The 16,099-nt window shown below is 47.7% G+C and carries 16 protein-coding genes; 14 read left to right on the top strand and 2 right to left on the bottom strand.

Annotated features, from left to right (window positions below; all coding sequences use genetic code 11):
* Positions 1-43: 43 nt before the first annotated feature.
* Positions 44-1,540 carry a polysaccharide biosynthesis protein gene (locus tag ABH09_RS05960; protein WP_253715607.1) on the bottom strand — a complete coding sequence of 499 codons (1,497 nt, stop codon included), beginning with the start codon at positions 1,538-1,540 and terminating at the stop codon, positions 44-46.
* Complete coding sequence (gene loaP, locus ABH09_RS05965) at positions 1,524-2,084, bottom strand: antiterminator LoaP (protein ID WP_253715609.1); 561 nt, start codon at positions 2,082-2,084, stop codon at positions 1,524-1,526. Before loaP ends, ABH09_RS05960 begins: the two co-directional genes overlap by 17 nt.
* A gap of 103 nt (positions 2,085-2,187) precedes the next feature.
* Between loaP and folP the strand changes: the two genes are divergently transcribed.
* The 14 genes from folP to ABH09_RS06035 all read left to right on the top strand — a co-directional run bounded on the left by folP (position 2,188) and on the right by ABH09_RS06035 (position 16,086).
* A complete protein-coding gene (gene folP, locus ABH09_RS05970) occupies positions 2,188-3,042 on the top strand; it encodes a dihydropteroate synthase (protein ID WP_253715611.1) in 855 nt (284 codons plus the stop codon).
* Complete coding sequence (gene cdaA, locus ABH09_RS05975) at positions 3,029-3,841, top strand: diadenylate cyclase CdaA (RefSeq protein ID WP_162663450.1); 813 nt, start codon at positions 3,029-3,031, stop codon at positions 3,839-3,841. Before folP ends, cdaA begins: the two co-directional genes overlap by 14 nt.
* Positions 3,838-4,818, top strand: a complete 981-nt coding sequence (locus ABH09_RS05980; protein WP_253715612.1) for a CdaR family protein — start codon at positions 3,838-3,840, stop codon at positions 4,816-4,818. The genes cdaA and ABH09_RS05980 overlap by 4 nt, the downstream gene beginning before the upstream one ends.
* Positions 4,815-5,186, top strand: coding sequence for a holo-ACP synthase (gene acpS, locus ABH09_RS05985; protein ID WP_162663451.1), 372 nt, complete (start codon positions 4,815-4,817; stop codon positions 5,184-5,186). Before ABH09_RS05980 ends, acpS begins: the two co-directional genes overlap by 4 nt.
* An 85-nt stretch (positions 5,187-5,271) precedes the next feature.
* A complete protein-coding gene (locus ABH09_RS05990) occupies positions 5,272-6,153 on the top strand; it encodes a DUF2225 domain-containing protein (protein WP_162663452.1) in 882 nt (293 codons plus the stop codon).
* Positions 6,140-6,970: a tRNA pseudouridine(38-40) synthase TruA gene (truA, locus tag ABH09_RS05995; protein ID WP_253715613.1), complete on the top strand. Its 831-nt coding sequence runs from the start codon at positions 6,140-6,142 to the stop codon at positions 6,968-6,970. The genes ABH09_RS05990 and truA overlap by 14 nt, the downstream gene beginning before the upstream one ends.
* 580 nt (positions 6,971-7,550) lie before the next feature.
* Entirely contained in the window at positions 7,551-8,789 is a 1,239-nt protein-coding gene (locus ABH09_RS06000; protein WP_253715614.1) for a CobW family GTP-binding protein, read from the top strand.
* Between the two features lie 88 nt (positions 8,790-8,877).
* Positions 8,878-10,257, top strand: a complete 1,380-nt coding sequence (locus ABH09_RS06005; RefSeq protein WP_253715615.1) for an MATE family efflux transporter — start codon at positions 8,878-8,880, stop codon at positions 10,255-10,257.
* A gap of 56 nt (positions 10,258-10,313) precedes the next feature.
* Complete coding sequence (locus tag ABH09_RS06010) at positions 10,314-10,796, top strand: Lrp/AsnC family transcriptional regulator (protein ID WP_253715616.1); 483 nt, start codon at positions 10,314-10,316, stop codon at positions 10,794-10,796.
* Positions 10,793-11,959 carry an aminotransferase class I/II-fold pyridoxal phosphate-dependent enzyme gene (locus ABH09_RS06015; protein ID WP_305880074.1) on the top strand — a complete coding sequence of 389 codons (1,167 nt, stop codon included), beginning with the start codon at positions 10,793-10,795 and terminating at the stop codon, positions 11,957-11,959. The genes ABH09_RS06010 and ABH09_RS06015 overlap by 4 nt, the downstream gene beginning before the upstream one ends.
* The gene (locus ABH09_RS06020; RefSeq protein ID WP_253715618.1) at positions 11,959-12,780 is read left to right on the top strand and encodes a Cof-type HAD-IIB family hydrolase; all 822 of its coding nucleotides are present in this window, start codon (positions 11,959-11,961) and stop codon (positions 12,778-12,780) included. The genes ABH09_RS06015 and ABH09_RS06020 overlap by 1 nt, the downstream gene beginning before the upstream one ends.
* Before the next feature lie 390 nt (positions 12,781-13,170).
* A complete protein-coding gene (locus ABH09_RS06025) occupies positions 13,171-14,166 on the top strand; it encodes an ABC transporter ATP-binding protein (protein ID WP_253715619.1) in 996 nt (331 codons plus the stop codon).
* An 11-nt stretch (positions 14,167-14,177) separates the two neighbouring features.
* Positions 14,178-15,107 (top strand): ATP-binding cassette domain-containing protein, encoded by a 930-nt coding sequence (locus ABH09_RS06030; protein WP_253715621.1) that lies wholly within the window; start codon positions 14,178-14,180, stop codon positions 15,105-15,107.
* A 10-nt stretch (positions 15,108-15,117) separates the two neighbouring features.
* Positions 15,118-16,086: an ABC transporter permease gene (locus ABH09_RS06035; RefSeq protein ID WP_253715622.1), complete on the top strand. Its 969-nt coding sequence runs from the start codon at positions 15,118-15,120 to the stop codon at positions 16,084-16,086.
* Positions 16,087-16,099 lie beyond the last annotated feature (13 nt).

The following is a 16,099-nucleotide window of genomic DNA, read 5'->3' on the forward strand; positions in this document are numbered from 1 at the left end:
AATCTCCTATAAACCTTTTAGATTTAATGTGCGGGAAGTGCTTTCACTGCGCATCCCTAAGCGACTGACAAGCATCGCAAAGGATACGTGTCAGGTATTCTTTATTCCGATAAAGCTCCGTCTCTCCCGAAGGACAGCATACGGGGTGTAGTGCGGTAAGCAGTTTGCTAAGGGTATCGCGGCCGTATTCTTCATGGTTTTGGAGACGGAGAATTTTAGGATAATCGGTCGGCTCGGTGTACTCCGTTTCCGAAGTGAGCGGCTCTTCCAGCCGTTCTCCCGGGCGTACCCCGATAATTTCTATCGGTATGTCCTTCTCGGGTTCGTAGCCCATGTAGCGTATCAGTTGACGGGCGGTTTCCAGAATATTCACCGGTTCGCCCATATCCAGTAAATATGACTGCCCGTTGATGCCAACCCCGCCCGTTTGCAGTACCAGCGAACAGGCCTCCGGTATGGTCATAAAAAAGCGCATCATATCGGGGGAGGTTACCGTTACGGGGCCGCCTTTTTTTACCTGCTCCACAAAGAGCGGAAAAATCGAGCCGCGCGAACCGAGTACGTTTCCGAACCGGACAAACATATAGGCATAGTCCGGACTACCGTATTTTTCTTTGACCCGCGCGGCGGCTTCAAGTACCATCTTCTCGTTGAGCATCTTCGAAACCCCGTAAATCGATACGGGATTAACCGCCTTATCCGTCGAGATAAGCACAAAGCGTTTGACACCGTTTTCGATACAGGCGTCGAGCAGGTTCTTGGTGCCGAACACGTTGTTTTCGATGACGGCGACGGGGTTTGCTTCCATCAGCGGTACGTGCTTGTAAGCCGCCGTATGGAAAACCGCATCGCAGCGGAGCTTCTCAATGATATACTGCATATAATCACGGTCTTTCAGCTCGCCTACGATGGGCACGATCGTCGCCTTGTCGCCGACCCCTTCTTCCTGTAAGAGGCGCAGCTCCTTATCGATTTGGTAAATTGAATTTTCCCCATGCCCGAACAGATAAAGCCGCTCGGCGCCGCCTGAAAGGAGCTGCCGTGCAAGCTCGCTGCCGATAGAGCCGCCTGCACCGGTTATCAATACCCGCTTTCCGCGCAGATAGGCGAGGCTGTTCTTTAGGCTGATTTTTATCGGTGTGCGTCCAAGCAGGTCTTGCGGGTTTATCTCCCGTGCTTGTACAAGGTGCGCATTGCCGTCCACAATCTGCGAAATGCCGGGCAGTAATTTGATGGTGGTAAATCCCGCTTCTTTCACGATTGCATAGATTTCGCGTAATCGCTCTGCCTTTATGCTTGGAATGGCAATCAACAGTTCATCGCGCGCCTCTACTCTGATAAGACGGGCAACATCTTGAATCGGCCCAAGTACCGGTATCCCTTCAATCTTACTGCCGATTTTCTGCGGATCGTCATCAAGGAACGCTGCGACGCGGCCGAATACGCCCTTTCGTTTTATCTCATGGGCAATCATGGTGCCCGCCAGCCCCGCCCCGATAATATACACGGTTGGCTGCACTTTATTATTTGGAACTGTCATCTCTCCCCTCCAATTTATATGAACCGGAAGCTGCCGGTTCTATCACATCAAAAGCCAAATCGATGGGAAAGCTGTCGGTGTACATGTCGAGTAGTACCTTAGCCCGTTGCTTTCTTCTATCAACTTTGATAATTTTTCCTTCAAGCCCTTTGAGCGCTCCTTCGATAACGCATATCCGTGCATTCGCGTCAAAAAATACTTTAGACGGAGCGGTGATTTCTCCGAACGAAAGAAAATGGCGCAAAAGCGAGAGGTCGTTATCGGCAAGCGGCAGCGGATTTTGATTATTCGGCAAAAAATGATAAAAATTCGGTGTCTTACGGAGTCGCCAGCAAAGAGGAAGCGATAAGTCATCGATTTCTAAAAAGATATAGCCGGGAAATACCGGCGCATCAACTTTATGCCGTATACCTTTTTTTTTAATATACAGTACGCGGCGCGGAAAATAGGCTTCTATTTCATGATTTTCTTCATTTAATTTCCGTATTATTTTTAACAGCTCCGGTTCCTTGCCCGTTTTTACCTGCACTGCGTAATAATCCATACAATTTTCATTTTAACATAAAAAGAAAAAAAGCTCCACGGGATATAAGTCAGGTGGTGTGTGGACTCTAGGACAAGAGCCGGAAAATCTGCTATAATCCGCTATGCAGTTACAGCTTGATTGTGGGAAAGGGCATATAATAGAAACCGATTTACCGGCTTTTATCATGGGGATTGTCAATACAACCCCCGATTCGTTTTATGAACCGAGCCGTTCAACAAGTTTGGAAAAAAGCTTGATACGGGCATTAGCTTTAGAAGCGGAAGGCGCCGATATTATCGATATCGGAGGTGAATCGACTCGTCCCGGCGTTTCCTATATCAGTGAAGAAGAAGAACTTGAACGGGTCATACCGTTAATTGAAGCTGTACGGGGGCGCAGTACTGTTGCCATTTCGGTAGATACCCGGAAAGCAGCGGTTATGAAGGCCGCTTTTAAGGCTGGAGCAACACTGTGTAACGATATTTCGGCTTTAATCGATGATCCGGCACTCGGTACGCTGATTGCGGAAGAAGCCGGTGCGGTGGTTCTTATGCACAAACGGGGAACACCGCCGACCATGCAGCAAAATGTTCCGCAATACCGCAATGTAGTAACGGAAGTGCGGGACTATCTTGAAGCACGGGTGGCGCATGCTTTAAACTGCGGAATAGCGCATGAGCGTATCATTATCGACTATGGTATCGGCTTTGGGAAAACGGCTGAAGATAATTACCGGCTGATTGCGGCAAGCGCATACTTTACCGGCTTAGGATACCCGCTGCTAGTAGGCCTTTCGCGGAAGTCGTTTATCGGCTACGTTACCGGAGAACCTCCCGAAAAGCGCCTTGCAGGAACGCTTGCCGCAACGATGTATGCGGTGCAGCAAGGAGCTTCTATCGTACGGGCACACGATGTTGCCGAAACACGAGAACTATTACTGGTGTTAAAGGAATTGCAAAAATATGGAACTACTTAGGGATATGTTGTCATTCTATCTTTCCTATATCGGGCCGGCACTGGATATACTCCTTCTCGCGTTCCTGATGTATAAGTCATATCAGATACTGATTAAAACGCAGGCAGCACAGCTCGGGAAGGGTGCCTTATTGATGCTCCTTATTTACGCAGTTGCATTCCTACTGCACCTTACGACGCTGCTTTGGATATTGAACATGCTCGCAACCGGAGTTGTTATCGGTGCAGCGATTATCTTTCAACCCGAACTGCGGAGAATGTTCCTGACGATGGGACAAAACGATTGGTTCAGACGTTCCCGATCTCAACACAGCCATATCGACTACGTGTTAACCGCCGCCGAACGCCTTTCTGCAGAGCGCCGCGGAATGCTGGTCATATTTTTAAGGCAGAATAATTTAAAAGAGATTATCGAAAACCCCTCTGCAACCCGAATCAATGCGGAGATTAGCTCAAATCTTCTGGTTACCATTTTTGAATTTGACACTCCGTTGCATGACGGAGCAGTCGTTATCGATAACGGGCGGATTATTGCGGCTGGCTGCTATCTGCCGCTTACCAAGCAAGAGGATATCAACAAGAGCTTTGGGACACGGCACCGTGCGGCGCTTGGTATTGCCGAAGAAACCGATGCGGTTGTGCTCATCGTGTCCGAAGAATCGGGGGCAATCAGCCTCGCGTACGATTCAAAGCTGTATTACGACCTTACCACGGACAATATCGAATCGGAGCTGACCTATCTGCTCAAAGTCAAGGCAAAGACCCAAAACATCGAAACATCCGAAGGAAGCGCTTCATGAATATAAAACAAATATTACTCCGGCTTACCGAAAATTGGCCGGCTAAAATTATCTGTCTTGTCTTTGCCGTTTTCCTTTCGGAATTTTATCGCGGAACTCTATTGGATAAACGATATCTCATTGTACCGCTTACGATTGAAAATAACGGCCTCCTCACACCTGCGGAACAATATCCCGCAAAGATAAAGGTTAGCATTTGGGGCGATGCAATCGGAATCGGTTCCATCGATGAAAATGATATTATTGCTTTTATCAATATATCCGATTTTAAAACCGAAGGGACGTATCGAATACCGATCAAAACTCGGTTGGCGGGGACGGTAACGCCGCTCGGCAATATGGAAATTAGTACGGAACCGGCAATTTTAACGCTTCGATTGGCGACAAGTATACGCAAACAGGTACCCGTTACGCTTTCTTTAAAAGGGATCCCAGCCGACGGATATGAGGTAACCGAAAGTTCGCTGGAACCGGCAGCTGTTGAAATTGAAGGTCCTGCCGAACTCGTTGAAAAAATCAACGAACTCGTGACTGAGCCGCTTTCGATAGAAGCGCGTACGAGCGGTTTTTCGGGAACAGCCGCCATCATCAACAACAACCCGTTAATTTCTATCGTCGGTAAGGCACAGGTACAACATACGGTAAAAATAAACGAAACAACTATCCAAAAAAAATTTGATAACATCCCTCTTTATTTTGAAAAACAAAACAAAGGACTATCGATAACTGCTGATACAAAAACCGGTAGCTTGGAAGTACAGGGACCAAAAAAACTGCTGGAAACATGGAGCCCTTCCGAAAATATATTAACAGTGTCGTGTGAAAGTATTACCGAGCGGGGTGTGTATACGCTGCCTGTTTTTCCGGTATTATCGACAGAATATTCAAAACTGCATGTACTGCAAGTAAGTCCTAAATCGGTGCAGGTAACAGCGGAATTTCCGGAGGTATCGGAAGGGGATGAAATGCATAGATGATTGTCGGTTTCGGAATAGATGCCGTTGCTATCAGTCGTATACGGCGGTGGATGGAAGATGAAGGACTGCTTGCTCGCTTTTTTCATCCGCAAGAATTGAGGGAAACTAAAAGCAGAGGCTTGACCGCTGCCTACTCTTTGGCAGCCCGCTTTGCCGCGAAAGAAGCGTATGGAAAAGCGCTCGGTACAGGATTAAAAGGGATAACACTAAAAAATATTCTCGTTACCAATAATCCGAACGGAAAACCTGAATTGACACTCTTAGGAGATGCAGCAACGCCATTCAAGCGTATCTGCGGTACCCGTATCCATCTTTCACTGACCCATGAAAGTAATATGGCTATTGCAGCTGTAATATTGGAAAGTTAGTAGTCAGACACGGGGAACGCCAAAAAAGCAACCGACTATTGAGATATTCCCGAATACCCGGTATGTTTACAAGGAGATCTGTAGTATGAAACGTGAAGAAGATCAGCAAAGCAAAAAAGAAGTAGCTATTTCTTATTATTCCAAGGATCAGATTGAATGTCCCGTATGCGGGGCAAAGTTTAAACGAGAAGAAATGTATTCCGGTGGCGGCCGCGTTATCGCCGGTGATTTAACGGAGGAATTGCGCCGCTTATATGAACCGTCGGCGAAATACGGAGAGGTCTATCCACTTATCTACAGTATGACCGTTTGTCCGCAATGTTTATACACAGGATTTACCCAGGACTTTAGAGTTATTGAAAAGCCGATTGCCGAAAGATTACTCGAAGCTATGAATGAGCGCTACAGTGCGGTAAAAGGCCTTTTTGGGTATATTGATTTTAATACTGCCAGAACACTTCATGCAGGAGCGGCGTCCTATTATCTGGCCTTACTCTGCTATGACCATTTCGATTCAAAATATTCTCCTACTATTAAGCAGGCAATATGTGCGCTTCGCGCCGCGTGGCTCTTTTCAACGCTCGGAGAAAAAGAACCGGAGGAGAATTACACCTATATTTCAAAACTCTTTTATCAGAAAGCGCTGTTCTTATATCGACGAGCGCTTGAATTGGAAACAACCGGTAAAGAGATGATAGCAGGTTTAAAATCCTTCGGGCCTGATGTAGATAAAAATTATGGGTACGACGGCGTTATTTATCTGGGAGCATTATTGGAGTACCGGTACGGTCAGAGGCAAGATGCCGAAACGCGGCTAAAACGGCTTGAAATGCATAAAATTGCGTTGGCAAAACTATTCGGCCTCGGAAAATCCTCCAAAGCTAAGCCCGGCCCTATTTTGGAACATGCCCGCACTCTCTATGATGCATTAAAACTCGAATTAAAAGAAACCGATGACGACGACTGATCCCGATCCGGCTATCCCGCAACGGAATATTCTGCTCCGTATTTCATACGACGGAACACATTTCCACGGATGGCAGAAACAGCTGCGGCACGGACAAGAATCGTTCCGCACCGTGCAGGGCGAAATAGAGCAGGCATTGGCGCTGCTGCATAAGCACCCCGTCGAGGTTTTCGGTTCGGGGAGAACCGATGCGGGCGTCCATGCGTGCGGGCAGGCTGCTCATTTTTTTACCGATATAGCGCGGATTAAACCGGAAAGTTTTATTCCGGCGCTCAATTCCGCACTGCCCAAGGATGTCCGGATTATGGAAGCAGTTCACGTTTCCGATAACCTGCATGCCCGTTTCAGCGCCCGATCCCGTACATACCGGTATTTCATCCACTGTGGGAAAACCGCTTTTGCGCATCAATTACCCTATTGCTGGCACATACGACGAGAACCGAATATTAACCTGCTCAACAAGATGGCAAGCGTCCTATCAGGCGAGTTGGATTGTACGACGTTCTCTGCCGCAGGCGATCAAAGTAAAAGTAAATCGCGCTATATCTATAGTGCTCATTTTTTTACCGATCGGGAGTTTCTGGTGTTTGAAATTTCCGCCAATGCCTTTTTGTGGCGCATGGTACGCTCGATAACCGGTACTTTACTGCACTATGAGCAGCAGAACGGCACAAAAGAGGATTTTGAGGCTGTGCTTCGCTCAAAAGACCGCCGGAATGCGGGAGAAACCGCTCCTCCGCAAGGGCTTTTTTTGTGGTCGATTGAGTATCCGCAAAATTTACTGACACCACTGGCGGAAGCCGTGATAATCGGATAAAAGTACATCCGGAAATACCATTTACCGTTAGCCTTTTGAAATAGACGGCGCAGGTGCTAGGAGCGCACAAAAAACACTTCGCCAGCGCCTTTTGAAATAGACGGCACAGATACGAGGAGCGCACAAAAAACACCTCGCCAGCGCCTTTTGAAATAGACGGCACAGATGCTAGGAGCGTACAAAAAACATCCGCAGGCACGGTAAAAAATGTACATCCTGTACATCCTTTGGCTGCGAGTTCGCAATGCGAACTCGATTCTACGTGGAACCACCGCCATCCGTGGCGGTTCTGAAATACCATTTGCCGTTAGCCTTTTGAAATAGACGGCGCAGGTGCTAGGAGCGCACAAAAAACACCTCGCCAGCGCCTTTTGAAATAGACGGCACAGATGCTAGGAGCGTACAAAAAACATCCGCAGGCGTACTTTTTGTACGTCGAGGACTGTTTTTTGTTAAGCGACAACGCAGATGTACCGTATATTTCAAAAGGTTAAAAGTCCTTCCATTTTATGTTGTTTTACAGTATATTCATGTTTTATCGTTTTTAGATAGGAGAAATTAATTAGATAGGAGAAACTATATGAAAAAACCAGTAGTACCGATTACCCTGCTCTGCGGATACTTAGGCGCGGGCAAAACAACCTTGATGAATATGATCCTTGCGAACCAAAAGGGGTACAAGGTGGCAGTCATTGTCAACGATATCGGCGAAATCAACGTCGATGCCAGTTTGATAGAGAAGGACGCCAATATCACGGATAAAAGCAGCCTTGTGCCGCTTACCAACGGCTGTATCTGCTGTACGCTTAAAACCGATCTTGTGATGCAGATTGAAAACCTCATTGCGTCGGGAAAGTATGACTATCTGCTGATTGAATCGAGCGGCGTATGCGAGCCAATGCCGATTGCGCAGGCTATTGAAACAATCGAAAACGGCTACTTGGATAATGTCGTCAGCGTTGTCGATGCAAAGCGGCTGGTGGATGAATTTTCCGAGGGGGCGCAGCTGTTAAAAAAGGATATGGGAGAAGAAGATATCGAATCACTCCTTGTCCAACAGATTGAGTTTTGCTCCACACTCATTATCAATAAAAAAGATTTGGTAACGGAAGATCAGATGAAAAAGGTGCGGGCGGTTGTCACTAAGCTCCAGCCCCATGTGAAGGTGATAGAGACAACGCGGTGTCAGGTGCCGCTCGAGGATTTGCTTGCGACAAAGCGGTTTGACTTTGAGAAAGTCTTTGAAAGTGCCGGTTGGGTTGCCGAGTTGGAAAAACGTGCGGAAGAAGACGATGATGATGAAGAGTGCGACCACGACCATGAGCACTGCGATCACGATCACCATGACGAGCACGAACACCATGGACATGAACATCACGAACATGATGAGCATGGAGAACACGGGCATCACCATCATCATCATCACGAACATAAACATGAAGGTGCGGATGAGGATGAGTACGGTATCGGCTCTTTTGTGTACTACCGCCGCCGCCCGTTTAATAGAGGAAAGCTTGAAAAATACGCTGGGGTATGGCCGCGTAATATTATCCGCTGTAAGGGTGTCGTCTGGTTCAGCGATGAACAAGATATGGCCTACGTCTTTGAAACTTCGGGGCGGCAAATCCAAGCGGGGGCTTCCGGCAGATGGCTTGCAACCGCCTCTAAGCGAGAGCAGGAAAAAATTCTCGCCCGAGAACCTCGGATGAGGGAAGAATGGGATGAAAAAGTCGGCGACCGGATGATTAAGCTCTGCATTATCGGGCAAAAGCTTGATAAAAAGAAGATTTGCGCGGACTTGGATGCCCTGCTCGATTAGCAAAATGCTGAACAAAAACCGTTTTTAATAGATTAAACCTGTTCGACAACGCAGTTATCGAACAGGTCTGTTTTGTAAGGTGAGATAAATGGAAGAAATAAAGGCAAGACCTATCGGCCCGGCTGAAAACAAGATGGGCGTTATGCCGATTATGAAGCTCGTCCTCAATATGTCGCTGCCGATGATGTTTTCGATGTTCATTATGGCGTTGTATAATATCGTCGACAGTATCTTTGTGGCAAAAATCAACGAGGATGCGTTGACAGCCGTATCGCTTGCCTTTCCCATCCAAAACCTGATGATTTCCTTTGCCGTAGGGACGGGGGTCGGCGTTAATGCCCTACTGTCCAAACGGCTCGGTCAGCGGAATCAAGCGGATGTCAATAAAACCGCAATGAACGCCGTTTTTTTGGCAGCCTGTAATTTTATCGTTTTTTTTATTGCGGGGATTGTACTGGTACGCCCCTATCTTGCCTCGCAGGGAGTAGACGCCGGAATTGTTACCTACGGGGAAGCGTATTTGGATATTGTGCTCCGTATGTCGTTTGCGCTCTTTTTCGGTATTACGTTCGACCGGCTGCTCCAATCGACGGGACTTACGCTGTATACAATGTATTCACAGCTTTCCGGTGCGATTTTCAATGTGATATTCGACCCGCTGCTGATTTTCGGGATTGGGCCGTTTCCGAAAATGGGTATACGAGGGGCGGCGCTTGCAACCGTATTGGGGCAGATCCTCGGCCTTTGTGTTTCGGTTTTCTTTAACCTAACAAAAAACCATGAAATTCAGTTTAAGCTTAAAAACCTACTTCCCGAACCGCGCATCGTTGCGGAAATTTATAAGGTTGGTGTGCCCTCTATTCTCCTCAGCTCGATAACATCGATTACCACCTACTTTCTCAATATCATCTTGAGCGCTTTTTCGAGCACTGCGATTGCGGTGTACGGCGTGTACTTTAAACTGAACAGCTTTATCTTCATGCCGGTGTTCGGGTTGAATAACGGTATGGTGCCCATTATCGCGTACAACTACGGAGCACAGAACAGAAAGCGGATTACGGCGACGATACGGAACGGCCTTTTGCTTGCGATGGGGATTATGCTTTTCGGAATGGCACTTTTTGAACTGTTCCCTGCGCAGCTTTTGGGGCTATTCGACGCCTCCCCCGCGATGCTCGCGATCGGTGTTCCTGCAATCCGCATCATCGCATGCAGCTTCCTCGGGGCGGCACTCGGCATCACCTTTTCTTCGGTGTTTCAAGCATTCGGCAACGCGGTCTACAGCATGATTGCGACCTTTGTGCGTCAAATTGTCGCGCTGCTTCCGGCGGCATATTTGCTTTCGCTGTCCGGCGATGTCAATGCTATCTGGTGGTCGTACCTCATAGCCGAAGTTGTCTCCATCATCGCATGTATCTTTTTTATGCATCGCATTTACAAAGAAAAGATCGAGCCGCTGCCGGTGTAAGGGCGATGTATTTTATGAAGCCTTTAAGAACATTGTTATAAAAGAAAGGAGCTGGTATGCAGGAAATCATTGATTTACTGGAAAACGATGCGCGGCTGAGTCCGCAGGATATTGCCGCAATGACGGGTAAGTCCGAGGAAGAGGTTCGCGCTGCCATTAAAAAATTAGAGGATGAGGGCATCATCTTAAAATATGCTGCGGTTATCAACCGTGAACGGCTGACGAGTAGCGATACGGTATCTGCGATGATCGAAATTCAGGTTGCTCCGGCACGGGAACACGGATTTGACCGCATTGCAGAGCGGATATATCGGTATCCGCAGGTAAAGACGGTACAGCTAATGTCCGGCGGATATGATCTGCATGTGCTGGTCGAAGGAAAAGACTTAAAAGAGGTTGCCTTTTTTGTGTCGGAAAAGCTCGCATCGCTGGAAGGGGTGATCAGTACGCGCACGCATTTTGTACTCAAGACCTACAAAGAAAACGGAACCTATTATATCGACCCGAAAAAAGATTCCCGTGAAGAGATTACCGCATAATGGACAGACCCGATCAATTTTCCAACCGGATTGTGACTATTGCTCCTTCCGGTATCCGCCGCTTTTTTGAGCTTGCTGCAGGAAAAGATGATATTATCTCGTTGGGGGTAGGGGAGCCTGATTTCGCAACGCCGTGGGCCATGCGCGAGGAGGCGTGGTATCACCTCGAATGCGGGCATACTTCGTATACTTCAAACTGGGGGCTTGAACCGCTCCGCAAGGCGATTGCAAGCTATTTAAACCGTTATGGCATGTCGTATTCGCCTAAAAACGAGGTACTGATTACCTTTGGCGTTTCGGAAGCAATAGATATTGTGTTCCGTTCCATTCTGAATCCGGGGGATGAGGTGATTGTTGCGGAACCGTGCTATGTTTCGTATCAGCCCTTGGTGGCGCTCTGCGGGGCGAAACCGGTCGGACTGGATACTTCGGCGGATAACTTTATCCCGACGGCGGCGGCGATCGAAGCGCTTATTACGCCGAAAACCAAGGCGCTGATTATCTGCAGCCCGAACAATCCCACCGGTACGATGATTCCTGCTGATGAGATGGAAAAGATCGCCGCCGTCGTTAAAAAGCATAAGATTTGGGTGCTGTCCGACGAGGTGTATTGCGAACTTCGATATGAAGCGCCGCATGTGTCTATCGGTTCTTTCCCTGGAATGAAGGATTACTGCATTATCCTCAACGGGTTTTCAAAGTCCTTTGCGATGACCGGCTGGCGTATCGGGTTTATCGCCTGTCCGCAGGAGCTGATGGCGCAAATTCATAAAATTCACCAGTATGCGGCAATCTGCGCCCCCATTATGAGCCAATATGCGGCGCTGGAAGGTTTGGAGCGCGGCTGGGACGAGGTTGAGCGGATGCGGATTTCCTACCGGCAGCGGCGCAATTTGATGATGAAGAGCTTTGACTCGATGGATATTCCGTATATAATGCCCGACGGCGCATTTTACCTCTTTGTCGATATCCGCAGTACCGGTTTAAGTTCGGAAGATTTTGCGGTTAAGCTGATTACCGACTACAAAGTCGCGGTTGTTCCCGGGCACGTGTTCGGAAGCGGCGGCGAAGGCTTTGTCCGCTGCTGCTACGCTACCGACATCAGCAAAATACAGATTGCGCTTGAACGTATCGGCAGATTCTTGAAAGGTGAACCACTATAATGGCAAAGTTGAAAAATATAGAAATTATCGCAATGGATTTGGACGACACCCTTTTGCGGGATGATCTGACGATCTCCGATTATACGGTATCGGTGTTGCAGGCATTAATGAAAAAGGGTGTGTTGACGCTGCTCGCTTCGGGGAGAAGTCCCCGTTCGGTGCATTCGTATGCGCAGCGGATCGGTTCGGATAAAACGGAAAGCTATATCCTGTGCAACAACGGAACACAGATATTGACCTCCGATATGAAGCTGGAAATCATCAGCCGCTGCCTCGGTGCCGATCTTGCGCTTGAGATTTACGATTATATTGAGTCGCAAAATCTCTCTTGTCATCTCTACTTTGACGATACCATTTATATCGTTAAACGGACGGTTTTTTCGGATAGGGATGCGCATCTGACAAAAATGAAGATTGTCGTACCGAAGGACTATCGGGAAATTTTGCGCACCAAGCCGGTGTATAAGCTCCTCATTCCTGCAGAGCCGGAAATTATCGCTGCCGTCGAACCTGAGTTTAGAAAACGGTTCGGTACGCGAGCTATCCTGTTTACCAGTAAGCCGTATTTTTTGGAAATCATTCCGTTGGATACCGGTAAGGGGGAATTCCTACAGGAGCTGGCATGGCTGCTCGGTGTCAGAAGTGAGGCTGTGATGGCATTCGGCGACAGCATGAATGATGAAACAATGATTCGCTATGCGGGATACGGCATCGCTATGAAAAACGGTCTCGGCGCTATCAAAGATATTGCGTATGCAGTAACAGACTATACCAATAACGAAGACGGCATCGCCCGCTTTTTAGAGAAGTACGTGCTGTAGTGTATAAGATGCGGTACCTTCTTTCTGTGCGAAATTTTGGATAAAATTTCGCACATTTTTTCTAGCAGACGGATAACCGCATCAGGAAAAATTGATAAACATCGCAGAATAATTGAGGTCGCGAGACCATTTGAACCATCTTCAACTGTTGTACATCCGTGTACAACAGTTGAAGGCGAGTTTTGTGCACGCACAAAACATCGCTGCTGTATGGAACCTCTGCCATCCTTGGCAGTTCTGGTTGAACGGCCTCAATTATTCTGCGGGGATAACAAAAGAGCCTGATGCAGTTACCCGGATTTTTTTATAGGTGTACGGTTGCAAAATTTCCATATCCGTGATACCGTGTTACATAGCTATTAAAAAAGGTTATAAATACAGTAAACTACCATGGAACAAAACAATTTATTGACCGTTAAAAATTTGCACACGGCTTTCCGTATCGACGGCAACTACTATGATGCCGTTGATGGGGTATCGTTTGACGTTCATCCCAACGAGATGCTTGCTATTGTTGGGGAATCCGGCTGCGGGAAAAGCACTATCGCAATGTCTATTATGGGATTGCACGATATGCGTTTTACCCGGGTTTCGGGCGAAATCCTCCTGAACGGCAGGGATTTGCTGACACTACCCGAAGACGAGATGAACAAAATCCGCGGAAAGGATATCGGATTTATCTTTCAGGATCCACTTGCTTCACTTAATCCGTTGCAGCGGGTAGGGAAGCAGATTGAAGAAGCCCTGCTGTACCACACCAGCCTCAACGAAAAAGAGCGACAGGAGCGGGTTTTACAGCTTTTAAATGATGTCGGTATTCAGAACCCCAAGCGGACGGCGCAGCGGTTCCCGCATGAGCTTTCCGGCGGAATGAGGCAGCGGGTACTTATCGCAACTGCACTGTCTTGTAATCCGTCGCTTATCATTGCCGATGAGCCGACAACCGCGCTCGACGTAACAATCCAAGCGCAGATTCTCGATCTTATTAAAGACCTACAGGAAGAACATAAGGCGGGTATCATCCTTATCACCCATGACCTCGGCGTCGTCGCACAGGTTGCCGACCGTGTCGCGGTTATGTATGCGGGGCAGATCGTCGAACTGACTACCGTGCAGGAATTGTTTACTCATCCCTTGCACCCGTATACCCGTTCTTTGCTTAAATCGATTCCGCAGGCGGATAAAGACGATGATATGCTGCACGTTATTAAAGGTATGGTGCCGTCGCTTAAAAAACTCAAGCATACGGGCTGTCGGTTTGCCGACCGTATACCGTGGATTCCGGCTGAGGAACACGAAGAGTCTCCGGTCTTGCACGAAGTAAGTCCCGGACATTTTGTCCGCTGCTCCTGCTGGAAAAATTTCCGGTTCGAGGGTGAGGTTTAGAGGAGGCGGATATGGCATTATTGGAAGTAAAAGATTTAAAAGTACATTTCCCTATCCGCGGCGGCTTTTTTAACACGATACAGGATTATGTGCGGGCGGTAGACGGCGTTTCTTTTCAGATTGAAGAAGGAAAAACCTACGGCCTTATCGGGGAGTCCGGTTCCGGAAAAACCACCATCGGCAAAGCAATTGTCGGCTTGGAGCAGCCTACCGGCGGAGAAATCCGCTACGAAGGAAACCTTGTAAATACCAAGGCGCAGCGGAGAAAAATTAAGTATAACCAAAACGTACAAATGGTGTTTCAGGACGTTATGTCGAGCCTCGACCCAAAAAAACGTATCCGTGACATCATTGCAGAGCCTATCAGAAACTTTGAACGGCTTTCAAAGCATGAAGAATTAAAAAAGATACTTTCGCTCTTGCAGATTGTCGGAATACCGCCCGACGGCTTATATAAATACCCGTATGAGTTTTCAGGCGGGCAGCGGCAGCGTATCGGCGTTGCGCGTTCAATCGCCGTTAATCCGCAGCTCATCGTGGCGGACGAACCGGTTTCCGCGCTTGACCTTTCGGTGCAGGCGCAAATTCTCAACTTTCTTAAAGAAATTCAGCGTGAATTTATGCTAAGCTATCTGTTCATTTCGCATGACTTAGGCGTTGTCAAGCACATGTGCGATTACATCTACATTATGTACCGAGGCCGGTTCGTAGAGGCGGGAACGCGAGAAGATATTTACCGCAATCCGATGCATATCTACACCAAACGGCTTATCGCAGCAATTCCCGAAATGAATGTCGAAATACGCAGCGAATATAAAAAGCGCCGTGCCGAAATTGAAGAAATATATGAGCGTGAATCGGAGCGTTACTTTAGTCCCGAAGGGCGAGTGTACGATTTAAAGAAAATCAGCGATACCCATTACGCTGCGTTGAAGGATTAGGGGGAAGAGTATGTGGAAGACAGTAATACGCCGTATCCTTATTATGATACCGCAGCTATTTATATTGAGTGTTTTGGTTTTCTTAATCGGGAAGATGATGCCCGGTGATCCGTTTACGGGACTTGTCGGTAATCCGAACATCAAGGCAAGCCGTATCGAAGAGCTGCGGGAGAAAGCCGGTTTAAACGATCCGTGGCCGGTTCAGTATAAGAATTGGATGGAGCGGATTTTGCTGCACGGTGATTTCGGTGTATCCTATACCTATAAAATCCCGGTAACCGATAAAATCAAATTGCCTGCACAGAACACCCTGTGGCTTTCACTTTTAACGGTTGTGTTAACGTATGCAATCGCCGTTCCGCTCGGTATCCGTGCCGGCCGCTATAACGGGTCGAAATTTGATAAGGCGGTGCTGGTCTATAACTTTATCACGTACGCAATTCCGACGTTTATCCTCGGTCTTTTGAGCCTTTTGCTGTTCGGCTATCGGCTGAGGATTTTCCCCACGTCGGGATTTGTCGGGTTGGAAGCTATGGGAAATACCGGCCGTTATATTGCGAGCAGAATATATCACATGCTACTACCGGCCATTACGGCAGCAGTATTGCGCACGACGGGTATTGTGCAGTACCTGCGTAACGAGGTTATTGATGCAAAAAGCCAAGATTACGTTAAAACGGCGCGGAGTAAGGGCGTACCGATCGACAAGGTGTATACGCACCATATTTTTCGGAACTCCCTATTACCGATAGCGGCTTTTTTCGGCTTTACGGTAACAGGTCTGCTCGCCGGTTCGATCTTTATCGAAACGATTTTTATGTATCAAGGGATGGGCTTGCTGTTTATCGAAGCGATTATGTCGCGCGATTATTCGATTATCAATGCGCTTACTTTGTTGTACGGTACGCTCGCCCTGTTCGGTAGTTTGATTTCGGACATTATTATGATAATCGTTGATCCGCGGATCAGAATTGAATAAGATCATCAACTGA

The sequence above is a fragment of the Treponema sp. OMZ 803 genome (genome assembly GCF_024181165.1).
Classification (GTDB): Bacteria; Spirochaetota; Spirochaetia; order Treponematales; family Treponemataceae; genus Treponema.